This is a genomic window from Streptomyces sp. NPDC032126, from assembly GCF_055580085.1.
Map to the genome: position 1 here is coordinate 71,738 of NZ_JBVIMA010000006.1, position 23,228 is coordinate 94,965.

General features: G+C 71.1%; 25 protein-coding genes. 16 read left to right on the plus strand and 9 right to left on the minus strand.

Annotated features, from left to right (window positions below):
* Positions 1-33 precede the first annotated feature (33 nt).
* Complete coding sequence (locus ACZ5NW_RS22695; protein WP_468745713.1) at positions 34-993, plus strand: DMT family transporter; 960 nt, start codon at positions 34-36, stop codon at positions 991-993.
* On the opposite strand, the gene ACZ5NW_RS22700 is transcribed toward ACZ5NW_RS22695, so the two are convergent.
* Together ACZ5NW_RS22700 and ACZ5NW_RS22705 are read right to left on the minus strand one after the other, a co-directional pair.
* Entirely contained in the window at positions 890-1,774 is an 885-nt protein-coding gene (locus tag ACZ5NW_RS22700; protein WP_468746156.1) for a LysR family transcriptional regulator, read from the minus strand. The genes ACZ5NW_RS22695 and ACZ5NW_RS22700 overlap by 104 nt on opposite strands.
* Entirely contained in the window at positions 1,774-2,163 is a 390-nt protein-coding gene (locus ACZ5NW_RS22705) for a PLD nuclease N-terminal domain-containing protein (RefSeq protein ID WP_468745714.1), read from the minus strand. The genes ACZ5NW_RS22700 and ACZ5NW_RS22705 overlap by 1 nt, the downstream gene beginning before the upstream one ends.
* A gap of 99 nt (positions 2,164-2,262) precedes the next feature.
* Between ACZ5NW_RS22705 and ACZ5NW_RS22710 the strand changes: the two genes are divergently transcribed.
* From ACZ5NW_RS22710 to ACZ5NW_RS22755, 10 genes are all read left to right on the plus strand, one after another.
* Positions 2,263-3,717, plus strand: a complete 1,455-nt coding sequence (locus ACZ5NW_RS22710; RefSeq protein ID WP_468745715.1) for a menaquinone biosynthesis decarboxylase — start codon at positions 2,263-2,265, stop codon at positions 3,715-3,717.
* On the plus strand, positions 3,714-4,616 hold the full coding sequence (mqnP, locus tag ACZ5NW_RS22715; protein WP_468745716.1) for a menaquinone biosynthesis prenyltransferase MqnP: 903 nt from the start codon (positions 3,714-3,716) through the stop codon (positions 4,614-4,616). Before ACZ5NW_RS22710 ends, mqnP begins: the two co-directional genes overlap by 4 nt.
* Positions 4,617-4,668: 52 nt before the next feature.
* On the plus strand, positions 4,669-5,322 hold the full coding sequence (locus ACZ5NW_RS22720) for a UbiX family flavin prenyltransferase (RefSeq protein ID WP_468745717.1): 654 nt from the start codon (positions 4,669-4,671) through the stop codon (positions 5,320-5,322).
* Positions 5,323-5,395: 73 nt separating this feature from the next.
* Entirely contained in the window at positions 5,396-5,851 is a 456-nt protein-coding gene (locus ACZ5NW_RS22725; RefSeq protein ID WP_468745718.1) for an Lrp/AsnC family transcriptional regulator, read from the plus strand.
* A gap of 40 nt (positions 5,852-5,891) precedes the next feature.
* Entirely contained in the window at positions 5,892-7,055 is a 1,164-nt protein-coding gene (mqnE, locus tag ACZ5NW_RS22730; RefSeq protein ID WP_468745719.1) for an aminofutalosine synthase MqnE, read from the plus strand.
* Between the two features lie 78 nt (positions 7,056-7,133).
* Positions 7,134-7,781, plus strand: coding sequence for a UdgX family uracil-DNA binding protein (locus tag ACZ5NW_RS22735; protein ID WP_468745720.1), 648 nt, complete (start codon positions 7,134-7,136; stop codon positions 7,779-7,781).
* Between the two features lie 16 nt (positions 7,782-7,797).
* The gene (locus ACZ5NW_RS22740; RefSeq protein WP_468745721.1) at positions 7,798-8,322 is read left to right on the plus strand and encodes a GNAT family N-acetyltransferase; all 525 of its coding nucleotides are present in this window, start codon (positions 7,798-7,800) and stop codon (positions 8,320-8,322) included.
* A gap of 262 nt (positions 8,323-8,584) precedes the next feature.
* Complete coding sequence (locus ACZ5NW_RS22745) at positions 8,585-8,887, plus strand: DUF4229 domain-containing protein (RefSeq protein WP_468745722.1); 303 nt, start codon at positions 8,585-8,587, stop codon at positions 8,885-8,887.
* A gap of 52 nt (positions 8,888-8,939) precedes the next feature.
* Positions 8,940-9,599 (plus strand): TetR/AcrR family transcriptional regulator, encoded by a 660-nt coding sequence (locus ACZ5NW_RS22750; RefSeq protein ID WP_468745723.1) that lies wholly within the window; start codon positions 8,940-8,942, stop codon positions 9,597-9,599.
* A 70-nt stretch (positions 9,600-9,669) separates the two neighbouring features.
* The gene (locus ACZ5NW_RS22755; RefSeq protein WP_468745724.1) at positions 9,670-10,023 is read left to right on the plus strand and encodes a hypothetical protein; all 354 of its coding nucleotides are present in this window, start codon (positions 9,670-9,672) and stop codon (positions 10,021-10,023) included.
* Here the strand turns inward: ACZ5NW_RS22755 and ACZ5NW_RS22760 are convergent.
* Both ACZ5NW_RS22760 and ACZ5NW_RS22765 read right to left on the minus strand, forming a co-directional pair.
* Positions 10,010-10,855: a MaoC family dehydratase gene (locus ACZ5NW_RS22760; protein ID WP_468745725.1), complete on the minus strand. Its 846-nt coding sequence runs from the start codon at positions 10,853-10,855 to the stop codon at positions 10,010-10,012. The genes ACZ5NW_RS22755 and ACZ5NW_RS22760 overlap by 14 nt on opposite strands.
* Positions 10,855-12,144 carry a 3-oxoacyl-ACP reductase gene (locus ACZ5NW_RS22765; RefSeq protein WP_468745726.1) on the minus strand — a complete coding sequence of 430 codons (1,290 nt, stop codon included), beginning with the start codon at positions 12,142-12,144 and terminating at the stop codon, positions 10,855-10,857. Before ACZ5NW_RS22765 ends, ACZ5NW_RS22760 begins: the two co-directional genes overlap by 1 nt.
* 83 nt (positions 12,145-12,227) lie before the next feature.
* Between ACZ5NW_RS22765 and ACZ5NW_RS22770 the strand changes: the two genes are divergently transcribed.
* From ACZ5NW_RS22770 to argG, 3 genes are all read left to right on the plus strand, one after another.
* The gene (locus ACZ5NW_RS22770) at positions 12,228-13,514 is read left to right on the plus strand and encodes an acetyl-CoA C-acetyltransferase (RefSeq protein WP_468745727.1); all 1,287 of its coding nucleotides are present in this window, start codon (positions 12,228-12,230) and stop codon (positions 13,512-13,514) included.
* Between the two features lie 237 nt (positions 13,515-13,751).
* Positions 13,752-15,677 carry an AMP-dependent synthetase/ligase gene (locus tag ACZ5NW_RS22775; RefSeq protein WP_468745728.1) on the plus strand — a complete coding sequence of 642 codons (1,926 nt, stop codon included), beginning with the start codon at positions 13,752-13,754 and terminating at the stop codon, positions 15,675-15,677.
* A 27-nt stretch (positions 15,678-15,704) separates the two neighbouring features.
* Positions 15,705-17,159 carry an argininosuccinate synthase gene (gene argG / locus ACZ5NW_RS22780; protein WP_468745729.1) on the plus strand — a complete coding sequence of 485 codons (1,455 nt, stop codon included), beginning with the start codon at positions 15,705-15,707 and terminating at the stop codon, positions 17,157-17,159.
* Between the two features lie 78 nt (positions 17,160-17,237).
* Here the strand turns inward: argG and ACZ5NW_RS22785 are convergent, their stop codons facing one another.
* Genes ACZ5NW_RS22785 through ACZ5NW_RS22800 form a run of 4 tightly spaced genes read right to left on the minus strand, consistent with a single transcriptional unit; the run spans position 17,238 to position 19,772 of the window.
* Positions 17,238-18,107 carry an RNA polymerase sigma-70 factor gene (locus tag ACZ5NW_RS22785; protein ID WP_468745730.1) on the minus strand — a complete coding sequence of 290 codons (870 nt, stop codon included), beginning with the start codon at positions 18,105-18,107 and terminating at the stop codon, positions 17,238-17,240.
* Positions 18,104-18,667 (minus strand): carboxymuconolactone decarboxylase family protein, encoded by a 564-nt coding sequence (locus tag ACZ5NW_RS22790; RefSeq protein WP_468745731.1) that lies wholly within the window; start codon positions 18,665-18,667, stop codon positions 18,104-18,106. Before ACZ5NW_RS22790 ends, ACZ5NW_RS22785 begins: the two co-directional genes overlap by 4 nt.
* Before the next feature lie 56 nt (positions 18,668-18,723).
* A complete protein-coding gene (locus ACZ5NW_RS22795) occupies positions 18,724-18,915 on the minus strand; it encodes a DUF397 domain-containing protein (RefSeq protein ID WP_468745732.1) in 192 nt (63 codons plus the stop codon).
* Complete coding sequence (locus ACZ5NW_RS22800) at positions 18,912-19,772, minus strand: helix-turn-helix domain-containing protein (RefSeq protein ID WP_468745733.1); 861 nt, start codon at positions 19,770-19,772, stop codon at positions 18,912-18,914. Before ACZ5NW_RS22800 ends, ACZ5NW_RS22795 begins: the two co-directional genes overlap by 4 nt.
* Before the next feature lie 119 nt (positions 19,773-19,891).
* Here ACZ5NW_RS22800 and ACZ5NW_RS22805 point away from each other — a divergent pair, with 119 nt between their 5' ends.
* Entirely contained in the window at positions 19,892-20,377 is a 486-nt protein-coding gene (locus ACZ5NW_RS22805) for an ATP-binding protein (protein ID WP_468745734.1), read from the plus strand.
* Here the strand turns inward: ACZ5NW_RS22805 and ACZ5NW_RS22810 are convergent.
* Positions 20,271-21,209, minus strand: a complete 939-nt coding sequence (locus ACZ5NW_RS22810) for a LysR family transcriptional regulator (protein ID WP_468745735.1) — start codon at positions 21,207-21,209, stop codon at positions 20,271-20,273. The genes ACZ5NW_RS22805 and ACZ5NW_RS22810 overlap by 107 nt on opposite strands.
* A gap of 283 nt (positions 21,210-21,492) precedes the next feature.
* On the opposite strand from ACZ5NW_RS22810, the gene kstD reads away from it, so the two are divergent.
* Positions 21,493-23,220, plus strand: coding sequence for a 3-oxosteroid 1-dehydrogenase (kstD, locus tag ACZ5NW_RS22815; RefSeq protein WP_468746157.1), 1,728 nt, complete (start codon positions 21,493-21,495; stop codon positions 23,218-23,220).
* Positions 23,221-23,228 lie beyond the last annotated feature (8 nt).

A 23,228-nucleotide genomic window follows, 5' to 3' on the forward strand; every position in this document is an offset into this window, starting at 1 on the left:
ACCAGTCGCTTCACCCGCTCGTAGCGTCGTGGCATGACCTCCCAGACGTCTCAGACCAAGGGCACCGCCCAGCTCGCCGCCGCCATGATGCTCTCCGGCACGCTCGGCGTCTTCGTCGTCGAGTCGGGTGCCTCGCCGTTCAACGTCGTGTTCTTCCGCGTGCTGTTCGGTGCCCTCGCCCTCGGCGGATACGTCCTCGCCCGGGGCTGGGTCCGGCACCACGGCTTCACCCCGCGCACCCTCGGACTCGCCGTCCTCGGCGGCGTGTTCATCGTCTTCAACTGGGTCTTGCTCTTCCAGTCGTACGAGAACACGTCGATCTCCGTGGCGACCGTCGTCTACCACACCCAGCCGTTCTACGTGGTCCTGCTCGGCGCCCTCCTCTTCCGCGAGCGCCTGACCGCCGCGAAGGTCGGCTGGATCGCCCTCGCCTTCGCCGGGCTGATCCTCGTCTCCGGAGTCACCCCCGCCGACTTCACGAGCGGCGGCGGCACGTACGTCCTCGGCGTCGGCCAGGCCCTCCTCGCCGCGCTGCTCTACGGCCTGTCCACGATCGTCACCAAGCGCATCACCGGCGTCCGCCCCCACCTCATCGCCCTCGTGCAGGTCCTGGTCGGCATCCCGCTGCTGCTCCCCTTCGCCGACTTCGGCGCGATGCGCGGCACCGGCGCCGACTGGGGCTGGCTGGTGGGGCTCGGCCTCATCCACACGGGCGTGATGTACGTTCTGATGTACGCCGCGTACGCCCAGCTGCCGACCTCGAAGATCGCCGTGCTCGCCTTCGTCTACCCGGCCGTCGCGATGGTCATGGACTGGGCCGTGTACGGCCACCACATCGGCCTGGTCCAGGCGCTCGGCGTGCCGCTGATCGTCGCGGCCAGCCTCAAGGTCACCCTTGCTCGGACACCAGCCGCCGCGCCTGCTCCACGAACAGCCGCGCGTGCTCAGGAAGCCGCTTCCCGGCCCGCCACGCGAGTTGCGTCCGAAGCGTGAACGGCGGCACCCAGTCCAGTCGTCCGAGAGAACCCTCCGCGAGTTCGGCGGCGACCGTCACCTCGGGCAGCAGACAGATCCCGAGACCGGCCGCCGCCGCCCGTTTGGTGGCCTCGATCGTGCCGAACTCCAGGAACCGGACGTCCGGATCGGCGGACGCGAGCTCCCGCTCGAACAGGTCCCGGTACGCGCAGCCCGGTTCGGTGGCCAGCAGGGGCTGCGCCGCGATGTCCCGCACGGCGATCTCCCGGCCCAACAGCGGGTGCCGCGGCGCCGCCACCAGCGCCAGCGGCTCCACGGTGAGGACCTCGCACTCCAGGCCCGGATGCTCCGTCTCCTCCTCCATGAGGAAGCCCAGGTCGTACGTCCCCGCCCGCAGTGCCTGGCGGGTCTCGTCGCCGAGCGTGGGACGCAGGGAGAGACGGACCTTCGGGAAGCGGTGGTGGAAGTACTCCAGGAGCGGCGGCAGACGGTAGTTCGTCAGGGACTCCATCGTGCCGACGGCCAGCGTGCCCGACGGCTCCTCCGGGCCGGCGACCGCCGCGCGGGCCTCCTCGGCCAGCTCCCGCATCTGCCGCGCGTACGGCAGCAGCCGCTCGCCCGCCTCCGTCAGCCGGATCCGGCCGCCGAGCCGGTCGAAGAGCTGCACGCCGAGGGAGTCCTCCAGGGCGCGGATCTGGCTGGTCACACTGGACTGGGCGTAGTTCAGCTCGGCCGCGGCCCGGGTGAAGCTCAGCACCGAGGCGACCTTCTCGAAGGTGGCCAGCAGCCGCAGCTCCATCACTCGCCCCGGGGCTCCTCGCCGCGCTCCTTGCGGCGCAGCTCCTCCTCGCGGCGGCGCAGATCGGCCTCCCAGTCCTTGAGCAGGGCCTCGTCCTTCTTGTTCTGGTCGGCGAGGGACTTCAGGAACTCGGGGTTGTCGTCGGGGGCGACGTAGTCGAGGCGGTGGCCGGCGTGCCACTCCGAGGGCGTACGGCCGTTCAGGGGCGGCGTGCGCACCTTGCCCGTGGCCAGCCACGCGATCGGGCCGACGACCCAGAACAGCAGGACGATGAAGACCCAGGCGATCTTCGGAAGGTGCCTGGCCTCGTCCTCGGGCGTGTTCAGGCAGTCGATGAGCGCGAAGATCGTCAGCGCCAGCGGGATGAGGTACATCAGCAGCCTGAGCATGGTGGAACGATCCCCCAGAAGGCGAGTCAGGAGACGACGGCGGGCGCGGGGCGGCCCCGGTGACGGGGTCAGGGTAGCGGGTGGCCGATACTGGGACGCATGGCTTACGACGATCTTCGCTCCCTGCTCAGGGCGCTGGAGCGCGAGGGAGACCTCAAGCGCATCAAGGCCGAGGTGGACCCGTATCTGGAGGTCGGGGAGATCGTCGACCGGGTGCAGAAGTCCGGCGGCCCCGCCCTTCTCTTCGAGAACGTCAAGGGGTCCTCCATGCCCCTCGCCATGAACGTCTTCGGGACCGACCGCCGCCTGCTGAAGGCGCTGGGCCTGAAGTCGTACGGCGAGATCTCCGAGAAGATCGGCGGACTGCTGCGTCCCGAACTGCCGCACGGGTTCGTCGGGGTGCGGGAGGCCTTCGGCAAGCTCGGCGCGATGGCGCATGTGCCGCCGAAGAAGGTGAAGGAGGCTCCGGTCCAGGAGGTCGTCCTCACCGGCGACGACGTCGACCTCGACCAGCTCCCGGCCCTCTTCACCTGGCCCAAGGACGGCGGCTCCTTCTTCAACCTGGGCCTGACCCACACCAAGGACCCCGAGACCGGGATCCGCAACCTCGGCCTCTACCGGCTCCAGCGCCACGACCGGCGCACGATCGGTATGCACTGGCAGATCCACAAGGACAGCCGCAACCACTACCAGGTGGCGGCCAGGCGCGGCGAGCGCCTCCCCGTCGCGATCGCCTTCGGCTGCCCCCCGGCCGTGACGTACGCGTCCACCGCGCCGCTCCCCGGCGACATCGACGAGTACCTCTTCGCCGGGTTCATCGCGGGCAAGCGGATCGAGATGGTCGACTGCAAGACCGTGCCGCTCCAGGTCCCGGCGCAGGCCGAAGTGGTGATCGAGGGCTGGCTGGAGCCGGGCGAGATGCTGCCCGAGGGCCCCTTCGGCGACCACACCGGCTTCTACACCCCGCAGGAGCCCTTTCCGGCGCTGACGATCGACTGCGTGACGATGCGGAAGCGCCCGCTGCTCCAGTCGATCGTGGTCGGCCGGCCCCCTACGGAGGACGGCCCCCTCGGCCGCGCCACGGAACGCTTCTTCCTGCCCCTGCTGAAGATCATCGTGCCGGACATCGTGGACTACCACCTGCCGGAGGCGGGCGGCTTCCACAACTGCGCGATCGTCTCGATCGACAAGAAGTACCCCAAGCACGCGCAGAAGGTCATGCACGCGATCTGGGGCGCCCACATGATGTCCCTGACCAAGCTGATCGTGGTCGTGGACTCCGACTGCGACGTCCACGACCTCCACGAGGTCGCCTGGCGCGCGCTCGGCAACACCGACTACGCCCGCGACCTCACGGTCGTCGAGGGCCCTGTCGACCACCTCGACCACGCCTCCTACCAGCAGTTCTGGGGCGGCAAGGCGGGCATCGACGCGACGAAGAAGTGGCCCGAGGAGGGCTACACCAGGGACGGCGGCTGGCCGGACATGGTGGAGTCGGACCCGGAGACGGCCGCGAAAGTGGACCGCCGCTGGAAGGAGTACGGCCTCTCATGAGCAGCGCCTCCGCCGCGATTCCGCAGCCAGGACGCACGAAAGCCTTCCTGCGCCTGGTCATGATCGAGCACTCGGTCTTCGCGCTCCCCTTCGCCTACATCGCCGCGCTCACCGCGATGTTCGAGCTGGACGGGAACATCCACTGGGGGCGGCTGCTGCTCGTCACCGTCTGCATGGTCGGGCTGCGCACGTTCGCCATGGCGGTCAACCGGATCATCGACCGCGAGATCGACGCCCGTAATCCCCGCACGGCGCAGCGCGAGCTGGTGACCGGCGCGGTGTCGGTGCGGCACGCCTGGACGGGCGCCCTCATCGCGGTCGCGGTCTTCCTCGGCTCGGCGGCGATGCTGAACCCCCTGTGCCTCGCCCTGGCGCCGGTCGCGGTGATCCCGATGGTGGTCTACCCCTACGGGAAGCGCTTCACGAACTTCCCGCAGGCCATCCTCGGCCTCGCCCAGGCGATGGGCCCGATCGGCGGCTGGCTCGCGGTCACCGGGGAGTGGTCCTGGCACGCGGTGATCCTGGGTCTGGCCGTCGGCATCTGGATCGGCGGCTTCGACCTGATCTACGCCTGCCAGGACGTGGAGACGGACCGCGAGATCGGCGTCATGTCGGTCCCGGCCCGCTTCGGCATCCCGGCGGCGATCTGGGGCGCCCGCGTCTGCCACGCCCTCACGACGGCCCTGTTCGTCTGGTACGCCCTGGCCACCGGCGCCGGCGCCTTCTTCTGGCTGGGCCTGCTGATCGTGGCGGGAGCCTTCCTCTACGAGCACACCATCGTCCGCCCCCACGACCTGTCCCGCGTCAACAGGGCGTTCTTCAGCGTCAACGGCTTCATCGGGATCGCCCTGTTCGTATGCGCGCTGCTGGATCTGCTGGTCCGGGGTCTGACGGTGTGAGTCCCCGTCCCACCGGTACGCTCAAGATGTGAACGCAGGAGAAACGCAGCGCGTGCCTTGGATCGTGGGGGTGTCCGGGGCCTCCGGGACGCCGTACGCCGCTGCCGTGCTGCGCGGTCTGCTGGACGCCGGTGAGAGCGTCGACCTGGTCGTCAGCCGGGCCTCGCGGCTCACCCTGCTCGACGAGACCGGCATCTCCTTCCGGGACGCGCACTGGCAGGACGACCTGCGCGAATGGCTCGGCCGGGGAGCCGAGGGCAAGCCCGGGATCTACGACGTCGCGGCCGGACTCGACCGGGTGCGGTACTGGAGCGCCGGGGACCTGGCGGCGGGCCCGTCCTCGGGGTCGTACCGCACCAAGGGCATGCTGATCGTGCCCGCCTCCACCGCCTGCGTCGCGGGCGTCGCCCTCGGGCTCTCCAAGGACCTGCTCCAACGTGCGGCGAGCGTCAACCTCAAGGAGCGCCGCACCCTCGTCGTGGCCGTACGCGAGACCCCGCTGAACGGCCAGACCCTGCGCCACCTCGTCGCACTCGACGACGCGGGCGCCACCGTCGTCCCCGCCTCACCCGCCTTCTACGCGGGCGCCACGCACATCCAGGACCTGGTGGACTTCGTGGCGGGACGCGTCCTGGACGCGGCGGGTGTGGAACACGGCCTCTACCGCCGCTGGAAGGGCGAGCTCGGCGACGCCCGTCCCTCCTGACCGGCGGCCGCACCCCGCCGGATCACACCGAACTCTCAGACCGTCACCCTTATCTCGGAAGGCTTCGAATCGCATGGACGCCGTGGACAGGCAGCTCATCCAGGCCCTGAGGGAGAACGGCCGGGCCTCCTACGCGGAGCTGGGGCGCCTTGTCGGCCTGTCGGGACCCAGCGTCACCGACCGCATCAACCGCCTGGAGGCGGCCGGGGTCATCACCGGCTACCGGGCCACCGTCAACGCCGCCTCGCTGGGCCTCGGCGTGACCGCCCTCATCGGCATCTCCCTGTCCGACGCGGCCGACCACGAGGACGTGGCCGCCCGGATGCGGGACCTCAGCGAGATCGAGGACTGCTGGTTCATCGCCGGCGACGACTCGTACATGCTCAAGGTGCGGGCGAACGACGTCGACGGGCTGGAGAGGATCATCCGGCGGCTCAGCGGGACCAAGGGCGTCTCCCGGACCCGCACCACCATCGTGCTCTCCACCAAGTGGGAGAACCGGGTCGGGGAGCTTCCCGAGGACGTGTAGTCGTACGGTTGGTCAGTCGTTGTCGTGGAAAGGTGTGGACATGGACGTCGGGCTCAAGCGCGAGCTGGAGGAGAAGGTCAGAGCCGGTGAGCGGCTGACCCGCGAGGACGGCATCGCGCTGTACGAGTCGGACGACCTGGCGTGGCTGGGCGGACTCGCCCACGAGGTGCGCACCCGCAAGAACGGTGACGTGGTCCACTTCAACGTCAACCGGCACCTCAACATGACCAATGTGTGCACGGCGTCGTGCGCGTACTGCTCCTTCCAGCGCAAGCCGGGGGAGAAGGACGCGTACACGATGCGCATCGAGGAGGCGGTGAAGCTCGCCAAGGCGATGGAGAGCGACAACCTCACCGAGCTGCACATCGTCAACGGGCTGCACCCGAACTTGCCGTGGCGCTACTACCCGCGCTCGCTGCGGGAGCTGAAGGCGGCGCTGCCGAACGTGTCGCTGAAGGCGTTCACGGCGACGGAGATCCACCACTTCGAGACCATCTCCGGGCTCTCGGCGTCGGAGATCCTCGACGAGCTGATCGACGCGGGCCTGGAGTCCCTCACCGGCGGCGGCGCCGAGATCTTCGACTGGGAGGTCCGGCAGCACATCGTGGACCACCGCACCCACTGGGAGGACTGGTCCCGCATCCACCGGCTGGCGCACGAGAAGGGTCTGAAGACCCCGTGCACCATGCTGTACGGCCACATCGAGGAGCCCCGCCACCGCGTCGACCACGTCCTGCGGCTGCGTGAGCTCCAGGACGAGACCGGCGGCTTCCAGGTCTTCATCCCGCTGCGCTACCAGCACGACTTCGTGGACATGAAGGACGGGAAGGTCCGCAACCGGCTCCAGGCGCGTACGCGGATGGCGACCGGCGCGGAGGCGCTGAAGACGTTCGCCGTCTCCCGGCTCCTGTTCGACAACGTCCCGCACGTCAAGGTCTTCTGGGTCATGCACGGCGTCCAGACCGCGCAGCTCGCGCTGCAGCACGGCGCGGACGACATGGACGGCTCGGTGGTCGAGTACAAGATCACGCACGACGCGGACAATTACGGGACGCCGAACAAGCTGACGCGGGATGATCTGCTGGATCTGATTCGGGACGCTGGGTTCCGGCCGGTGGAGCGGAACACTCGGTACGAGGTGATTCGGGAGTATGAGGGGCCTGACGCGGGGCGTCGGGAAGCGCCTCAGCCCATGCGGATTTGAGTTCGCCGTTTTTGGGTGCGGGTGCGCTGTGGCTGGTCGCGCAGTTCCCCGCGCCCCTTAGGTGGGTACTCGGGGCGCATGCCTGATCAGGCGCCGGAAGATCGCTACACCGCAGAGCCCTTTCTTCCCGACCGGGGTGGGCTCGCCGCCCTTCGCCGTGCCGCCGCCGGCTGCCGCGGCTGCCCTCTGCACCGCGACGCCACTCAGACCGTCTTCGGCTCCGGGGACGCCCACGCGCGCGTGATGCTCGTCGGGGAGCAACCCGGTGACCAGGAGGACCGGCAAGGGAAACCCTTTGTCGGGCCCGCCGGGAAGCTTCTCGACAAGGCGCTAGCCGAAGCCGGTATCGATCCGGCGGACGCCTATGTCACCAACGCCGTCAAGCACTTCAAGTTCACCCAGGCCGAGCCCCGTAAGCGGCGTATTCACAAGGCGCCCAGTCTGCGGGAGATGACCGCGTGCGGGCCCTGGCTCGCCGCCGAGCTCGCCGTCGTGCGGCCGGAGCTGATCGTCGTTCTGGGGGCCACCGCCGGGAAGGCCCTGCTGGGGTCGTCGTTCCGGGTCTCGCAGGTGCGGGGGACCGTACTGGAGGAGGAGATCCACGGGCGGCCGGAGCGGCTGGTGCCCACCGTTCACCCCTCGTCCGTCCTGCGGGCGGACGACCGTGACACGGCGTACCAGGGGCTCGTCTCAGATCTTGAGGTGGCGGCGCGCGTCCTGGCGTAATAACTACACTGCCTCCGTGGCCCTTACCTTCGCTCTCGATCCCGCCGTCACACCCGAGCTGCGCGACGGCATCCTCGATCTGTGGACCGATGTGTCCAACGCCGGTGGAGCCGTCGGCTTCGTGCCGCCCGTGACCCGGGACGTGGTCCGGCCCGCGCTGGTCAAGCACCTCGTGGCGATGGCCGAGGGCCGGGCCCGGCTGCTGGTCGGGCACGACGAGGACGGGCGTGTCGCCGCCACCGGCTTCTTCACCTTCAACACCCACCCGCTGATGACCCACTGGGTCTGGCTCTACACGGTCATGGTCCACCCCCGTCACCAGGGCAAGGGCTACGGCCGCGATCTGCTCGCAGCCGCCGAGGACGCGGCCCGCTCCTTCGACGGCGTCGAGGCGATACGGCTCACCTGCCGGGGCGGACTGGGGCTGGAGCGTTTCTACGGCTCCAGCGGCTACAAGGAGGTCGGCCGTGTCCCCGCCGCCATCCGTGTCGCGCCGGGCGACGACCGCGACGACGTGATCATGCTGCTGCCGCTGCACTAGGGCCTTTCTTTCGGATCTGGCCGGCTCCGAGCGACGGCGCCTGTCGGCCAAGCCGAGCGGGGTCTGGTGCGTGCAGCTGCAAGGCGGAGGAGGGCGGCAACGCGGAGCGTTGACAACCGACGACAACGCCGCAGATGTGCGTGCCAGACCCCGCGACCCCGGCAAGATCCGAAAGAGAGACCCTGGACCCGCCCGGAAGATCGCCCGCCGGACGTGCTTCACTGGAGGCTGTCCCTGTTTGGAATCGGAAGAGTGGATTGAGATGCTCCGCTACACGCTGATGCGCCTCGGTATCTTCGCGGGCTGCCTCGTGGTCGTCTGGGGCCTCGTCTACTCCGGGATCGTGCCGCGCGGCCTCGGCGACTCCAACGGCATCTGGATCGTGCTGCTCGCGCTGTTGATCTCCGCGCCGATCAGCTTCGTGGTCCTGCGCGGGGAGCGCGACCGCGCCTCCGAGCAGATCGTCCGGAAGGTCGACCGGATGAAGGCCAACATCGAGGCCAGCCGCACCCAGGAGGACGAGGCGGCCGACGAGGCCACGCGCGTCCAGGGCCAGACCTCCTGAGGCCGGACCTCCTGGGGTCGGACCTCCCGGTGCAGGCCCTACGCTTGGCCCCATGGGTGCCGTGAAGACCAAGCGCATGCCGCGTGCGGTCCGTGAGCAGCAGATGCTGGACGCCGCCGTGCGGATCTTCGGTCAGCGGGGATACATGTCCGCGTCCATGGACGAGATCGCCGAACTCGCCGGTGTCTCCAAGCCGTTGGTCTATCTGTACCTCAACTCCAAGGAAGACCTCTTCTCGGCCTGCATCCGCCGCGAGGCCGCCGCCCTCGTCGCGGCCGTGCGCGCCGGCGTGCACCGCGATCTGCCCGCCGACCGCCAACTCTGGGAAGGTCTGCGGGCCTTCTTCACGCACACCGGGCAGCACCCGGACGGCTGGTCCGTGCTGCACCTCCAAGCGCGGACGCACGGCGAGGTGTTCGCCGCCGAGGTCGCCGCGATGCGCGAGGAGATCGTCGCGTTCGTCACCCAGCTGATCGCGGTCGCCGCCCGGGAGGCCCACCGCGACCCCGACCTGCCCGAGGGCGAGGTCGCCGGGCTCGCCGAGGCCCTCGTCGGCGCCGCCGAGTCCCTCGCGACCTGGGCCAACGCCACCGAGGGCGTCACGGCACGGCAGGCCGCGGCGACCCTGATGAACTTCGCCTGGGCGGGCCTGGGGAATCTGATGACCGGGCATCCCTGGTCGCCCCCCGACACCGCGCTGTCCGATTCGTGACAGGTGTCATGCCCGACGGTGGACGCCGGGCACTGGGGGAGGCCGGCCCCCGTTCTCTATCGTCGTGACCATGACGAAGAGCCACGGGGGACACCCGCAGAAGACCGACATCAGAGTGAGCCTCATCGGCGGCCACCGCCTTGAAGGCGCCGCCCTGCACGAACGCACCCTCACCGCGTCCCTGATCGGCGGCGCCGACATCGACCTCACGGACCTCGACATCCCGGACGGCGCCGAACTGCGCATCACCAAGCTGAGCCTGATCGGCGGCGTGAGCCTCCGTGTCCGCCCCGATGTGAGGGTCGAGGTGCGCGGCGTACGGCTGGGCGGCGTACGGGACGAGGGGCCGACCGTGCCCGGCGGTCCCCGCGTCCGCGTCGCCGCGTGGGGGCTGATCGGCGGGGTGAGCGTCAGCCGGGGCTAAGGGGGCCGACCTCACCCTCGACGTGCAGGCGCCCATCGCTGCCGCGCAGCTCGAACCGCCCGTCCCGCGCCCCGTACGTCACCGTCCCCGGCAGTGGCACCGGGGCCCGGAACGCGGCGCTGACGCGCACCGCGTCGGGTGTGCCGTGGGCGGCGAGGCAGCGGGCGACCGTCCACATGCCGTGCGCGATGGCGCGCGGGAAGCCGAAGAGGCGGGCGGTGAGGGGGTGGAGGTGGATGGGGTTGCGGTCGCCGGAGGCGGCACCGTAGCGCCGGCCGAGATCCCCGGCGAGCCGCCACTCGTCGAGCACGGGCAGCGCGGCCTCCGCCTCCGGGCGGGCCTCCCCGGCGAAACCGTGGTTGGTCCGGTGCCGGGCGAGATAGGTGCTGCGCGACTCCCATACGAGGGCACCGCCGTCCCGTAGCCCGGTCACGACGGCCGCCTCGGTCCCGCGCCGGTGCGGCATCAACTCCTCGATGTGAACGGTTAGTTCGTACGTACCCGTCGCCGCCGGCGCCGTGTGCCGGGTGATGTCGATCGACGTGTGCACCAGGCCCAGCAGCGGCAGCGGAAAGTCCCGGCCGCTCATCAGCCGCATGGCCAGCGGGAAGCCGAGGACGTGCGGATAGGTGACCGGGAGCGCCTCCTCGCCGGTGGCGAAGCCGCACACCCGCTCGTAGGCGGCGAGGCGGGCGAGGTCGACGCGCAGGCCGGGCAGGACGAGCCGATCGTGCGGGAATCCGGCGTCCGGGCGGGGCCGCTTGAAGGGGGACAGCAGGGCGCCCCGGGCGAGCAGCGGCGCCAGGGCGGGTGACGAGGTCAGCGTGGTCATCACGCCCCCAGCAGGCTCTGCCCGCAGACCCGTACGACCTGCCCGTTCACCGCGCCGGAGCCGGGGTGGGCGAGCCAGGCGGTCGTCTCGGCGACGTCGACGGGCAGTCCGCCCTGTGCGAGGGAGCTCATCCGGCGCCCCGCCTCCCGGATGAACAGCGGGATCGCGGCGGTCATCCGCGTCTCGATGAACCCGGGCGCGACCGCGTTGACCGTCACGCCGTGCTCGGCGAGGGCGCGGGGCGCGAGCGAGCGGACCAGGCCCACGATCCCGGCCTTGCTGGCACCGTAGTTGGTCTGCCCCGCGTTGCCCGCGAGACCGGCGATCGACGCGGTGGCGACGATGCGCCCGCCCTCCCTGATCGCACCGGCCGCGAGCAGCGCGTCCGTGGTGCGCAGCACGCTCGCCAGATTGACGTCGAGGACCGAACTCCAGTGCTCGGCGGGCATGTTGACCAGGCGGCGGTCCCGGGTGACGCCCGCGTTGTGGATCAGCACGTCCAGTCCGCCGGGGAGGGAGTCGGCGATGCGCGCGCCCGCGTCGGGGGCCGTGATGTCGAGGGTGAGCGCGGTGCCGCCGAGGCGTTCGGCGACCCGCCGTGCGTCCGCCTCGGCCTGCGGCACGTCGAGGACGACGACGTGGGCGCCGTCCCTCGCCAGCGTCTCGGCGACGGCCTCGCCGATGCCGCGCGCGGCGCCGGTGATCAGGGCGGTGCGTCCGGCGAGGGGGCGGTCGCGGTCGGCGGGCCGCTCGACCGCCCGGGAGCCGACGTCGATCACCTGGCCGCTGACGTACGCCGACTTCGGGGAGAGCAGGAAGCGGAGGGTGGTCTCGGCGGAGGGCGCGTCGGTGAGCCGTACGAGGTTCACGGTCCTGCCCCGCCCGATCTCCTTGCCGAGGGCGCGGGTGAGGCCCTCCAGGGCCTGCTGGGCGGCGGCCTGGTGGTGGTCGGCGGGGTCGAGGGGCGCGCCGAGGACGATCACCCGGCCGCTCTCGGCGACCGACCGCACGACGGGGTGGAGGGCGGCGTGCACCTCGGTGAGCGTCTCGACGTCCCGTACGCCGGTCGCGTCGAGGAGGACGGCGGCGGGAGTGTCGGTGGCGGGGGGCAGGGCGAGGGCGTCGAGGTCGAGGACGGATGTGCCGGCGGTGCGGCGCAGGACGCCGCCCTCCAGTGCGGGCCGCTCCGGTGACCAGCGTTTCAGGGGCGCGGGCTGGGGCAGTCCGAGGCGGCGGGTGAGGAAGCGGCCGGGTCCGGTCCCGGTGAAGGTCAGATAACGGTCGGCCATGTCCCGATCTCCCCGCTCAGTTGCTTACTCTGGAGTAAGGTTACCGGAGGTAAGCCTATGTCACAGGTGAGGAGTGGGTCGAGATGAGCCCCCTGGAACCACCGGCGGTCCGGCGTGTCGCGATCATCGGCGGCAGCCGTGTCCCCTTCGCCCGCTCCGACGGCCCCTACGCCACCGCCTCCAACCAGGACATGCTGAGCGCGGCCCTCGACGGGCTCGTGGAACGCCACGCGCTCCAGGACCCGGGCGCGGTGGGCGAGTTCGTCGCCGGCGCCGTCCTCAAGCACAGCCGGGACTTCAACCTCGCCCGCGAGACCGTCCTCGGCTCCCGACTGGACCCGCGCACCCCGGCCTACGACATCCAGCAGGCGTGCGGCACCGGCCTCCAGGCCGTCATCGCCGCCGCCAACAAGATCGCCCTCGGCCAGACCGAATCCGCGATCGCGGGCGGCGCCGACACCACCAGCGACGCACCGCTCGGCGTCAACGACGAACTGCGGCGGATCCTGCTCGCCGCGCGGCGCGCCCGGTCGACGGGGGAGCGGCTGAGGGCCCTCGCCCGGGTGCGCCCCTCGCACCTCGTTCCCGACATCCCGCGCAACGCCGAGCCGCGCACCGGCCTGTCGATGGGCGAGCACGCCGCCGTGACCGCCCGCGCCTGGGGCATCGGCCGCGAGGCCCAGGACGAACTGGCGGCGACGAGCCACCGGCGGCTGGCGGCCGCGTACGACCGGGGCTTCTTCGACGACCTGGTGGTGCCCTTCCGGGGACTGGAACGCGACCAGAACCTCCGGCCGGGCTCGACCGTGGAGAAACTCGCCGCGCTGAAGCCGGTGTTCGGCACGGACGGCCCCAACCCGACGATGACGGCGGGCAATTCGACCCCGCTGACCGACGGCGCGGCGCTGGTCCTGCTCGCCTCGGACGCGTGGGCGAAGGCGCGCGGCCTGGAGCCGCTGGCGTACCTCACGGCCTACGAGACGGCGGCGGTGGACTTCGTGCACGGCGATGTGGCCGACGGCGAGGACGGCCTGCTGATGGCCCCGGCGTACGCGGTCCCGCGCATGCTGGAGCGGACCGGGCTGGTCATCGAGGACTTCGACCTCGTCGAGATCCACGAGGCGTTCGCGTCCCAGGTGCTGGCGACGCTGGCGGCCTGGGAGAAGCGCGGGCTCGCACCGGTGGACCGCGACCGGCTGAACGTGGCGGGCTCCTCGCTGGCGACCGGGCATCCCTTCGCGGCGACGGGCGCGCGGATCGTGGCGACCCTGGCCCGTCTGCTGGCCGAACAGGACGGCCCGGCACGGGGGTTGATCTCGATCTGCGCGGCGGGCGGCCAGGGCGTGACGGCGGTGCTGGAACGGCCGTAGCGCGGTGGGATGTGAGGGGCGCTCACCTGTCCCGCGAGATTGCACAGCCCCGGCCCCGGACCATCTCCGGACCCTCTCCGAACCGGCACACGCCCCACACGTGCGGCCCGTACGATCCCCTTCCTAACCGGCGGTAACCCCTTTCTGCGGTGTTCCGGCGGTGAACGCCTCGGTATGCGAGGCACGTACCTCACCGCAGCAAGCAGTTTCTTGCCGCTGTACGCCCAGGGAGCCGCCGTGTCCACCTCGTACCCCACCTCCGCCGACTACGAGCGCGGCGGTCCCGTCCTGGTGGCTCCGGAGACACGGCGACTCGACGGCGTCGTACGGGAGGCGTCCGTACCGGCGTTCGCGCAGCCCGTGACGCACGGGTCGCTCGCCGACCTGCCCTTCGACAACGCCTCCGCCGCCCCGGACGCCGTCGTCCTCAGCCGCAGGTGGCCGGACGGCCGGTGGACCGATGTCACCGCCGAGCACTTCGCGGCCCAAGTCCTCGCCGTGGCCAAGGGGTTGATCGCGGAGGGGCTGGTGCCGGGCGACCGGATCGCGATCATGGCGCGGACCACGTACGAGTGGACGCTGCTCGACTTCGCCGCGTGGGCCGCCGGACTGGTGACCGTGCCGATCTACCCGACCTCCTCCGTCTTCCAGGCCCGCTGGATCCTTCAGGACTCGGGCGCGGTGGCCCTGGTGACGGAGACCGTCTCACAGGCGGCGGCGCTCGGCCCCGAGCGGGACCGCATCCCGGACCTGCGGCACGTGTGGGTGATGGAGAAGGAGCACATCGACCGCCTGGCGGAGCTGGGCGCGGCGCACGTCCCCGACGCCGATGTGGCCGTCCGGCGCGGCGTGCTGGGCCCGGACACGCTCGCCACGCTCATCTACACCTCGGGGACGACCGGCCGCCCGAAGGGCTGCGCGCTGACGCACGGCAACTTCTTCGCCGAGGTCGACAACGCGATCGAGCTGCTCTACCCGATCTTCAAGTCGGACAGCGGCGACGACCTGTCCGTGCTGCTCTTCCTCCCCCTCTCCCATGTCTTCGGCCGCATGGTGGCGATCGCGTGCGTCCGGGCCCGGGTGCGCCTGGGGCACGCGCCGAGCCTGAAGTCGGAGGACCTGCTGCCGGACCTGGCGGCCTTCCGGCCGACGTGTCTGCTGGCGATCCCGTACATGCTGGAGAAGGTCTTCAATGTCGCGCGCGCGAAGGCGGAGGCGGGCGGCCGGCTGTCGACGTTCGACCGGGCGGTGTCGGTGGCGCGCCGGTGGGGCGAGGCGACGGAGGCGCAGAAGACGGGCACGGGTTCCGGCCCCGGCGCGACCCTGCGGGCCGCCCGCACCTTCTACGACCCGCTCGTGTACCGCCGTATCCGCGCCGCGATGGGCGGCCGGGTGCGCCACGCGATCTGCGGCGGCAGCCCGCTCGGCCGGCGGCTGGCCGCCTTCTACGCGGGTGCGGGCATCGAGATCTACGAGGGGTACGGCCTCACGGAGACGACGGGCGCGTCCACCGTGACCCCGCCGCTCAGGCCCCGGCTCGGCACGGTCGGCTGGCCGATCCCCGGCACGAAGGTCCGTATCGCGGCGGACGGCGAGATCCTGCTCGCGGGGGACCACGTCCTGCGGGGGTACTGGGATCCGGCGGCGGGCGGGGTGGTCCCGGCGGCGCCCGACGGCTGGCTGGCCACGGGTGACCTGGGCGAACTGGACGACGAGGGCTTCCTCACCATCACCGGCCGCAAGAAGGAGATGATCATCACGGCCGGAGGCAAGAGCGTGGCCCCGGCGCCCCTGGAGAACTGGCTCCGCTCCCACCCCCTGATCTCCCAGGCCATGGTCCTCGGCGACGGCCGCCCCTACGTCTCGGCCCTGCTCACCCTGGACCCCGAGGGCCTGACCCACTGGCGCCAGATGAACGGCAAGCACCCGGTCCCGGCGAAGCTCCTCCTGGACGACGAGGACCTGAGGGTGGTCCTCCAACGAGCGGTCGACGAGGCGAACAAACTGGTCTCCCGCCCGGAGTCGATCCGCCGCTTCGCGATCCTCCCGGTGGACTTCACGGAGGCGGCGGGGCAGGTGACCCCGTCGATGAAGCTCAGACGGGACCAGATCCTGAAGGACTTCGCGGAGGAGGTCGAGGAGCTGTACAGGCCTGTTGCATGACCATGCATAACAGTGCATACTCTTTCTATGTCCAAGGTCCTCACCTCCCTTCCCGTCGGCGAGCGCGTCGGCATCGCCTTCTCGGGCGGACTCGACACCTCGGTCGCGGTCGCTTGGATGCGCGACAAGGGCGCCGTCCCCTGCACCTACACGGCTGACATCGGTCAGTACGACGAGCCCGACATCGCCTCGGTGCCCGGCCGCGCCAAGACCTACGGCGCCGAGGTCGCCCGTCTGGTCGACTGCCGCGCCGCGCTGGTCGAGGAGGGCCTGGCCGCGCTCACCTGCGGCGCGTTCCACATCCGCTCCGGCGGCCGCGCCTACTTCAACACCACCCCCCTCGGCCGTGCCGTCACCGGCACGCTGCTGGTCCGGGCGATGCTGGAGGACGACGTCCAGATCTGGGGCGACGGCTCGACCTTCAAGGGCAACGACATCGAGCGGTTCTACCGCTACGGCCTGCTCGCCAACCCCCATCTGCGGATCTACAAGCCGTGGCTCGACGGGGCGTTCGTGACCGAGCTCGGCGGCCGCAAGGAGATGTCCGAGTGGCTGGTCGCCCACAACCTGCCCTACCGGGACAGCACCGAGAAGGCGTACTCCACCGACGCCAACATCTGGGGCGCCACCCACGAGGCCAAGACCCTGGAGCACCTGGACACCGGCATCGAGACCGTCGAGCCGATCATGGGCGTCCGCTTCTGGGACCCGTCCGTCGAGATCGCCACCGAGGACGTGACGATCGGCTTCGACCAGGGCCGCCCGGTCACCATCAACGGCAAGGAGTTCGCCTCCGCCGTCGACCTGGTGATGGAGGCCAACGCCATCGGCGGCCGCCACGGCCTCGGCATGTCCGACCAGATCGAGAACCGCATCATCGAGGCCAAGAGCCGCGGCATCTACGAGGCCCCCGGCATGGCCCTGCTGCACGCGGCCTACGAGCGCCTGGTCAACGCGATCCACAACGAGGACACGGTCGCCCAGTACCACAACGAGGGCCGCCGCCTCGGCCGCCTGATGTACGAGGGCCGCTGGCTGGACCCGCAGGCCCTGATGGTCCGCGAGTCCCTCCAGCGCTGGGTCGGCGCCGCCGTCACCGGCGAGGTCACCCTGCGGCTGCGCCGCGGCGAGGACTACTCGATCCTCGACACCACCGGCCCGGCGTTCAGCTACCACCCGGACAAGCTGTCCATGGAGCGCACCGAGGACTCGGCGTTCGGCCCGCACGACCGCATCGGCCAGCTCACCATGCGCAACCTCGACATCGCCGACTCCCGCGCCAAGCTGGAGCAGTACGCCGGCCTCGGCCTGATCGGCACCGGCAGCCCCACCATCGGCGCCTCCCAGGCCGCCGCGACGGGCCTGATCGGCACGATGCCGGAGCTGCCGGAGGGCGGCGCCGAGGTCATCGCTTCCCGTGGCGAGGTCTCGGAGGACGAGGCGCTGCTGGACCGCGCGGCGATGGAGTCCGGCACGGACTGATCGCGGCACGCGCGGTTCTCGCGGCCCGAGCATGAGGAAGGCCGGCCCCGACGAGGGGCCGGCCTTGCTTCTGTCCGCCTATCGGGCGAGGTCGGCGGCGGGTGCGTCCAGGCGGGTCAGCTTGCCGGGATTGCGCACGACATAGACACGGGTCACCCGGCCGCCCTCGACCACGAGACTCACCGCGGACGGCTCGCCGTCGAAGTCGATACGGCCCGCGGGCTCGCCGTTGAGCCACACGGTGGCCGTGTCCAGCGCCGCGACCTTCCCCCGGGCCCCCGCGAGGATCCCCGCCACGGTCTCGGCCCCATGGATCGGCGCGAGCGCTGCGGCGACCACCCCGCCCCCATCGGTGATCATGACCACGTCCGGCGCCATGATCTCCATCAGTTCCTGAAGCCGCCCGGTGCGCAGCGCCGCCAGGAACCGCTCCACCACGGCCCGCTGCTCCGACGCGGTCACCGGCACCCGGGGCCTCCGCTCCGCCACATGGTCCCGCGCCCGCCGGGCGATCTGCCGCACGGCGGCCGCTGACTTCCCGAGCGCCTCGGCGATCTCCCCGTACGGCACGTCGAAGACCTCCCGCAGCACGAACACCGCCCGCTCGGCCGGCCCGAGCGTCTCCAGCACGGTGAGCATCGCCATCGACACGCTCTCCGCCAGCTCGATGTCCTCGGCGACGTCGGGCAACGTCAGCAGCGGCTCGGGCAGCCACTCACCGACGTACTCCTCGCGGCGGCGCGACAGGGAGCGCAGCCGGTTGAGGGCCTGCCGGGTGACGAGCCGGATGAGATACGCCCGTGGCTCCCGCACCTGCGACCGCTCGACGCCGGCCCACCGCAGCCACGACTCCTGGAGCACGTCCTCGGCGTCGGCGGCGGAGCCGAGCAGCTCGTAGGCGACGGTGAAGAGGAGGCTGCGGTGGGTGAGGAAGGGGTCCTCGCTCATGCGGTGGGCACGGCCCGCGAGGCCAGCGGAATCTCGCAGGAGTCGGAGAAGCCCTGCGAGGTGACGCCGAGGGCCCTGTTGTGCCTGGCCGAGTAGTTGGCGAAGGCGATGACGGCGGTGAGTTCCACCAGGCCCGCCGCGCCGAGCTGGTCGAGCAGGCTCGCGGACAGCTCGTCGGTGACGGCGAGCGGCGTGGTCGTCATCGCCTCGGCGTACTCCAGCACCTCCCGCTCCAACGGCGAGAACACGTCGGCGTCCCGCCAGACCGGCACCTGGCTCGCCTTGGTCAGGTCGAGGTTCTTGTTCTGGGCCATGAAGTAGTTGATGTCCAGGCACCAGCCGCAGCCGACCTGCGCGGCGACGGCCATGTGCGCGAACGTCCTCAGGCTCTCGTCGACGGTGTCCCAGGTGGCCACCTTGGCCCCGAACTCCTGGGCGGCCTGGGAGGACGCGGGATGATGCCAGGCCGCCTCCAGCGGCTCGGGCACGGCGCCGATCTGCTGGATCATGCCCTCGGCGACCTGGGGGTCGATCTCGGCCTTGGGAACGCGAAGCGCCATGGTGTTCTCCTCATGTCATCGGTGCTTACCGGTACGACATGAGGACACCGCCCGGGTCACGAATGTGACAGCGAGGAGGTGAAGGCGCTCCAGGCGTCGGGTGACATGCGGAGGGTGGGGCCGCCCGTTGGGGGGTTCTTGGAGTCGCGGATGTGGATGGCGGACGGGCAGGTGGCGACCTCGACACAATCGCCGCCCTCGCCGTCGCTGTAGCTGGATTTGAACCACGTGAGGTTCTCGCCGCTCATAGCTCCTCCAGCTTCTTCTGGATCAACGTCCGGGTCTCCCTGGGCGTGAGGGCCATCGCCCGCATGATCCCATAGCGGTCGGCGATCTTTCTGACCTCTTCGGGATCGGTGATCAGGCGGGGAAATCCTTGCGTCTCCGTGTAGGCCACCTGCGAGTGCCTCTTGGGGACCAGCAGGTTGAACGCGCTGCCCAGACTGGGGTGTTCCTCCACCTTGGTCGGCATCACCTGGATTTCGACGTTCTGCCTCTGGCCGATCGTCAGCAGGCGCCGGAGCTGCTCCGCGTGGACGTTCCGCCCGCCGATCGGTCGATCCAGCACCACCTCCTCGATCACGTAACTGATGGCCGGGGCCGGCCAACGGTCGAAGATCTGCTGCCGTGAGAGACGGTCAGCCACGCGCTGCTCGATCATCTCCTCGCTGAGGAACGGCCGCCGCCTGGCGAACACCGAGTGGGCGTGATCCTCGGTCTGAAGAAGGCCGTGCATGGCGTTGTTGACGTAGTGGTGCAGCTCCACCGCCTCCGCCTCCAGCGCCGCATACCCCCGATACCACTCCGGATGCCGAGTCCGAACCTTCGCCATCGCCTCCCGGACCTCAGGGATCGCCTGCTGGAACAGCCCCCCGGCGTCCAGAATCGCATCGGCCCGCTCCAACACCTCGGGCCGAATCGTCCGCACCCCCCGCTCCATCGCGGAGATCGCGTCCGGCCCGTACCCCACCAGCTGCCCGAACTCCCTCTGCGTCAGCCCCTTCCGCTCACGCAAGAGCTTCAGCATCTTGCCGAGGGCCGTGAACAGGCCCGTCGTCCCGTCGGCCTCAGCCGGAGTCTCCGGCCTCCGCTCCCGCTCTTCCATGCGCGCCCTCCTGTTCGCAGCCGACGTCCCGTACACGCACCCCACCGCAGCCGTACGGTTACGCAGAGTCGCGTGGTCGCCCCTGGTCAGCGTAGAGAGAAGTGACGACGCTCAGTGACGTGAACTCCCAAATCTCCACCCCCCTGATGACCGCCGCCCCCACGCATCTCACGCAGAGACTCAGCTCCACGCCGAGGGGCGCGCGGCTGGCGCGGCGGCTCACCGCGCGGCAACTCGCCCTGTGGGGATACCCGTACGACAGTGACGCGAACGACACCGCGCAGCACCTGGTGGCCGAGCTGGCGGCGAACGCCGTGACGCATGGGCGGGCGCCGGGAAGGGACTTCGAGCTGAAGCTGCTGCTGTTGCCGGAGGCCACCCTGCGGATCGAGGTCAGTGACGCGCGGGCGGACCGGCAGTTGCGGTTCGTGACGGACGAGGATGCCGAGGGCGGGCGTGGGCTGATTCTGGTCGCGGTGCTCGCGCGGACGTGGGGCGTCAGCCCGAGGGTGGTCGGCAAGACGGTGTGGGCGGAGTTCCCGCTGGGTCCGCCGCCCGGCGCCGTGCCACCACGAGGTCCGCGAAGGCCCGGGCCGGTGGACTGAGGGCGTCCCAGCGCCGCACGGCCCACCCCACGGGAAGCGGTGCGAGGTCGGGTACGGGGATCAGCCGCAGCTCGCTCGTACCGGGCACCGGCAGTCCGGGGAGCGCCGGCACCACGGCCCTGCCCGCTCCCAGTTCGGCGAGGAGCAGGGCGGTGTCCCAGTCGGCGACGCTGGTGTCGTAGGCGAAGCGGACGCCCAGCCGGTCGCAGGAGGCGTCGAGATGGGCGGCGGAGGCGGAGTTCGGGGGCAGCCGGATGAGCCGCAGGTCGTTCAGGTCGCCGGGCGACACCCGGTCTCGCTCGGCCAGGGGATCGTCGGCCCGTACGGCGAGCACCCAGGGCAGTTCGACGACGGGCCGCTGCTCGATGCCCCGCACGGGCGGGCCGATGGTGATCCAGGCCAGGTCCAGCGTGCCGTCGGCGAGCGCGTCGAAGCTGCCCCGGCCCGAACTGACGGTACGGAACTCAAGGTTGACCTTGGGGTGGCGGCGCCGGTACGCGACGAGGGCGTCGGACATGAAGTGGCGTACGGTCGTCGCTCCGGTGGCCACCCGGACGTACCCGCTCTCGCCGTCGACGAGATCCCGCAACTGCCGTACGGCGAGGTCGAGTCCGGAGATGCCCTCGGCGGCCGCCACCTCCAGTACGCGCCCGGCCCGCGTCGGCACGACACCCCGGGGCTGCCGTTCCAGGAGGGCGACGCCGGTCTCCCGCTCCAGCCGCTTCACATGCTGACTCACGGCCGACTGGGTGCACCCCAGCTCCCGGGCCACGGCACTGAGACTCCCGGCCCGGCAGACGGCCACGAACACGCGCAGATCATCGAGGGTCACGAAACCCCAAGCTAACACTAAGAGTTGGTCAGCAATCCCAAGAATTGACTGCACCCACCCGCTGCAAGAAGATCGTCCCGGGCCCAAGGGCGGCAACCCGTTCCCATCCCACCGAGGTCCGGACCGACGCGGGAAGGAACGGGTGCCGACCCACCCCTCCGCTCCCGCGGGGCGCTTCGCTTGACTTCACAAGAGCGTTGCGTCACATTCCCCTCAATTTCTGACGTGCCGTCAGCAGAGGGTGTGAGGCGCCGTGCGCGAGAGATCCCCGTCCCGCCGACAGATGCTCGCCCTCGCCGCCGGCACCGGTGCCGGGCTCGCCGCAGGGGCCGGTCACGGCGCTGCCGCCGCCGAACTGCCCGTGCTCGGTGTCCACGACGTCGTCGTCATCGGTGCCGGTGCCGCCGGGATGACCGCCGCCCTCACCGCCGCCAAACGGGGGCTGAGCTGCCTCGTCGTCGAGAAGGCGGGCACCTTCGGCGGGTCGGCCGCCCGCTCCGGGGCCGGGATCTGGATTCCCAACAACTCCGTCATCCTCGCCGCCGGCGTGCCCGACACCCCGGCCAAGGCCGCCACCTACCTCTCCGCCGTCGTAGGACCGGACGTCCCGCTCGACCGGCAGCGCGCCTTCCTCACCCACGGCCCCGCCATGCTCTCCTTCGTCATGGCCAACAGCCCGCTCAGGTTCCGCTGGATGGAGGGATACAGCGACTACTACCCCGGCCTGCCCGGCGGGCTGCCGGGCGGCCGTTCCGTCGAACCCGACCAGCTCGACGGCAATCTCCTCGGCGCCGAACTCGCCCACCTCAACCCGTCGTACATGCCCGTCCCCGCCGGCATGGTCGTCTTCAGCGCCGACTACAAGTGGCTGACCCTCGCCGCCGTGAACCTCAAGGGCGCCGCCGTCGCCGCCGAATGCCTCGCGCGCGGCACCAAGGCCGCCCTGCTCGGACAGAAGCCGCTCACCATGGGGCAGTCGCTGGCCGCCGGCCTGCGGGCCGGGCTGCTCGCCGCGAACGTGCCCGTCTGGCTGAACACCCCGCTCACCGATCTGTACGTCGAGGGCGGCACCGTCACCGGGGCCGTCGTCACACGCGACGGCGCCCCCGGACTCGTACGGGCCCGGCGGGGTGTCGTGGTCGGGTCGGGCGGGTTCGAGCACAACGCCGTCATGCGGGCCCGGTACCAGCGGCAGCCGATCGGCACCGAGTGGACCGTGGGCGCCAAGGAGAACACCGGCGACGGGATCCGCGCCGGCGAACGGGTCGGCGGGGCACTGGAGTTGATGGACGACGCCTGGTGGGGGCCCGCCATCCCCCTCCCCGGCCAGCCGTACTTCTGCCTCGCCGAGCGCACCCTGCCCGGCGGCCTGATGGTCAACGCCGCCGGCAGCCGGTTCGTCAACGAGGCCGCGCCCTACAGCGATGTCGTCCACACCATGTACGACCGCGACCCGGCCGACCCGGACATCCCCGCCTGGCTGATCGTCGACCAGAACTACCGCGACCGGTACCTCTTCAAGGACCTCGCCCCGACGTTCGTCCTGCCCGGCGACTGGTACAGCTCCGGGGCCGCGTACAAGGCGTGGACCGTCGACGCCCTCGGCGCCGCGATCGGCGTGCCGCCCGCCGCCCTGCGCGCCACCGTCGACCGCTTCAACTCCCTCGCCCTGAAGGGCAAGGACACCGACTTCGGGCGCGGCGACAGCGCGTACGACCACTACTACACCGACCCGTCCGTCCTGCCGAACTCCTGCCTCGCCCCGCTGTGGCTGCCGCCGTACTACGCCTTCCGGATCGTCCCCGGCGACCTCGGCACCAAGGGCGGGCTGCGGACGGACGCGCGGGCGCGGGTGCTGCGGGCCGACGGCAGCGTGATCAACGGCCTGTACGCCGCCGGGAACGCCAGCGCGGCGGTGATGGGCCACAGCTACGCGGGGGCCGGATCGACGATCGGCCCCGCGATGACCTTCGGCTATGTGGCGGCGCTGGATCTGGCGGGCGCCCTCTAGACCGGGCG

Coding starts and splice junctions, on each gene's coding strand:
- argG (WP_468745729.1), top strand. CDS start 15,705: ATGTCCAAGGTCCTCACCTCCCTTCCCGTCGGCGAGCGCGTCGGCATC.
- ACZ5NW_RS22785 (WP_468745730.1), bottom strand. CDS start 18,107: ATGAGCGAGGACCCCTTCCTCACCCACCGCAGCCTCCTCTTCACCGTC.
- mqnP (WP_468745716.1), top strand. CDS start 3,714: ATGAGCAGCGCCTCCGCCGCGATTCCGCAGCCAGGACGCACGAAAGCC.
- ACZ5NW_RS22795 (WP_468745732.1), bottom strand. CDS start 18,915: ATGAGCGGCGAGAACCTCACGTGGTTCAAATCCAGCTACAGCGACGGC.
- ACZ5NW_RS22750 (WP_468745723.1), top strand. CDS start 8,940: ATGGGTGCCGTGAAGACCAAGCGCATGCCGCGTGCGGTCCGTGAGCAG.
- ACZ5NW_RS22725 (WP_468745718.1), top strand. CDS start 5,396: ATGGACGCCGTGGACAGGCAGCTCATCCAGGCCCTGAGGGAGAACGGC.
- ACZ5NW_RS22700 (WP_468746156.1), bottom strand. CDS start 1,774: ATGGAGCTGCGGCTGCTGGCCACCTTCGAGAAGGTCGCCTCGGTGCTG.
- ACZ5NW_RS22770 (WP_468745727.1), top strand. CDS start 12,228: ATGAGCCCCCTGGAACCACCGGCGGTCCGGCGTGTCGCGATCATCGGC.
- ACZ5NW_RS22710 (WP_468745715.1), top strand. CDS start 2,263: ATGGCTTACGACGATCTTCGCTCCCTGCTCAGGGCGCTGGAGCGCGAG.
- ACZ5NW_RS22790 (WP_468745731.1), bottom strand. CDS start 18,667: ATGGCGCTTCGCGTTCCCAAGGCCGAGATCGACCCCCAGGTCGCCGAG.
- ACZ5NW_RS22695 (WP_468745713.1), top strand. CDS start 34: ATGACCTCCCAGACGTCTCAGACCAAGGGCACCGCCCAGCTCGCCGCC.
- ACZ5NW_RS22765 (WP_468745726.1), bottom strand. CDS start 12,144: ATGGCCGACCGTTATCTGACCTTCACCGGGACCGGACCCGGCCGCTTC.
- ACZ5NW_RS22735 (WP_468745720.1), top strand. CDS start 7,134: ATGCCTGATCAGGCGCCGGAAGATCGCTACACCGCAGAGCCCTTTCTT.
- ACZ5NW_RS22755 (WP_468745724.1), top strand. CDS start 9,670: ATGACGAAGAGCCACGGGGGACACCCGCAGAAGACCGACATCAGAGTG.
- kstD (WP_468746157.1), top strand. CDS start 21,493: ATGCTCGCCCTCGCCGCCGGCACCGGTGCCGGGCTCGCCGCAGGGGCC.
- ACZ5NW_RS22745 (WP_468745722.1), top strand. CDS start 8,585: ATGCTCCGCTACACGCTGATGCGCCTCGGTATCTTCGCGGGCTGCCTC.
- mqnE (WP_468745719.1), top strand. CDS start 5,892: ATGGACGTCGGGCTCAAGCGCGAGCTGGAGGAGAAGGTCAGAGCCGGT.
- ACZ5NW_RS22760 (WP_468745725.1), bottom strand. CDS start 10,855: ATGACCACGCTGACCTCGTCACCCGCCCTGGCGCCGCTGCTCGCCCGG.
- ACZ5NW_RS22705 (WP_468745714.1), bottom strand. CDS start 2,163: ATGCTCAGGCTGCTGATGTACCTCATCCCGCTGGCGCTGACGATCTTC.
- ACZ5NW_RS22800 (WP_468745733.1), bottom strand. CDS start 19,772: ATGGAAGAGCGGGAGCGGAGGCCGGAGACTCCGGCTGAGGCCGACGGG.